General features: G+C 70.8%; 1 protein-coding gene. It reads right to left on the minus strand.

Features of this window, described 5'->3' with window-relative positions; genetic code table 11:
• Positions 1-20: 20 nt before the first annotated feature.
• Positions 21-2019, minus strand: a 1999-nt coding sequence (locus AC5JJ6_RS11630) for an ATP-binding protein (RefSeq protein ID WP_496042184.1), incomplete at its 5' end; no start/stop codon positions are given.

The raw sequence follows: 2019 nt of genomic DNA on the forward strand, positions 1-2019 counted from the left end.
CAGGGGCTTTTTGGGGCGGCTCACCCCCCGCTCTCCGGCCCCCTGACCCCCGCTCCGCCCATCACCTCCGCCTTCACGCGCGGGATCGTCACCTCGAAGATGCTCCCCCGGTCCGGGATCGACCTCACGGCGATCCGGTGGCCCAGCAGCGCGCTCAGCCGCTCGACCACCGCCAGCCCCAGGCCAAGCCCCAGGTGACGGTTGCGGGCCGGGTTGCTCAGCTGCATGAACTCCTCGAAGATCGCCTCGGTCATGTCGGGGGGGATGCCCCGGCCGGTGTCGCAGACCAGGATGCGGATGGTGCCGCCGTTCCCGCCGGCTCCGCCCATCCGGCAGCCCAGCACGATGCGGCCGTGGTCGGTGAACTGGATCGCGTTGGCGACCAGATTGTGCAGGATGCGGTAGAGCAGGTTGCGGTCGCTGTGGACATGGGCGGCGGTCGGCTTGACGCGCAGCGTCAGGTCGCGGCGTGCCGCCGCCGGGGCGAACTCCACCTGCAACTGGTCCAGGACGCTCTGCACCGGGAACACCTGCCGTTCCGGCGCCACGATGCCGGCGTCGATGCGGGAGATGTCCAGCATTCCTTCCAGCAAGCCCTGAAGCACTTCCAGGCTGCGGCCGAGCTGCTCGATCACCTCGGCCTGCCGGGGGTCCTGGTTGCGCCGGCTCAGCACCGAATGGAAGATCACGCCGGCCTGGAGCGGCTGGCGCAGGTCGTGGCTGGCGGCGGCCAGGAAACGGGTCTTGGCGTTGCTGGCGCGCTCGGCCTCGGCCCGCGCCTGCGCCAGTTCGCGTGTGCGCTCGGCGACGCGGCGCTCCAGCTCCAGCGCCCGGCTCCGCCGTTCCTCCAGCATCAGGCGGTCGATCAGCCGGCGCCGGATCTCGACCGCCATCTGGTGATTGACATCGTCGAACGGCAGGCTCCGGCCCCGGACGATCTCGCTCCAGGCCTCGAACGAGGCGCGCGGGCTCAGGTCGTGCTTGTCCCGGCCATCGGCGACACCGGCCCAGACGACGGTCCGGACCCGCTCCCTCCGGCCCAGGACAAGGTAGTCTCCACCGTCCGGCGACAGCGGCAGATGGACGGCGCCGACGAAATCGGCGCGGGCGGCGCCCGTTATATAGACGCCGACGGGATCGGCGGTCGCGATCCACTGGTCGTCCAGGCGGACGGGATCGGCGCCCCGTCTCGTCGGCAGCGCCGTCGGCGGGGTCGCGTCGGTGCCGCAGCGGACGGGCTTGCCATGGATCCGGCCCAGCAGCGCCGTGCAGTCGAACCACGACAGCAGCATCGGCGCGCGCCGCTCGATCCCCGACACCAGATCGGGCGATTCGGACAGGGCGTCGGCCAGCGTATCGGCCCGGTTGCGGGCCTGGAGAAAGCCGGTCGCGCGGTGCTCCGCATCCCGTCGGAACAGGCGCGCCGCGACCACTTCAGCCAGTTCCTGGCAGACCCCGCGCAAGGGAGCGGAGACCTTTCTCGGCGCGGCGCTGTGGCAGACGATCATGCCCCAGAACCGGTTGCCGACCAGCAGCGACAGGGCCATCGTCGCCCGGACGTCCATGTTGCGCAGGTACTGGAGATGGATCGGCGAAACGCCGCGAAGCGACGCGTAGCTGAGGTCGAGCGGCCGGCCGCGCGCGGGGTCCAGGGGCGGGATCAGAGGTACCGGCTCGCCGTCCACGTCCGGGATCACGCGCAGCAGCGTGCGGGTGTAAAGCTCCCGCGCCTGGGCGGGGATGTCGGATGCCGGGAAGTGGTGTCCCAGATACCGCTTCGGCAGGCCGCTGGTCTGTTCGGCGACCACCTCGCCGTGCCAGTCGGTATCGAACCGGTAGACCATGGTGCGGTCGAAGCCGGCCAGCCCGTGCATCTCGATCACGGCCGTTTCACAGATGTCCCTGACGTCGTCGCCGGATCGCGCGACGCGGCCGACGCCATAGGACAGCTTGCGGTGCAGCTCTTCCGAACTCGCGTGAGCCGTGCCGGCGGCGGTGTCCTCGAACTCCAGGATGACG

The sequence above is a fragment of the Skermanella sp. genome (genome assembly GCF_059503625.1).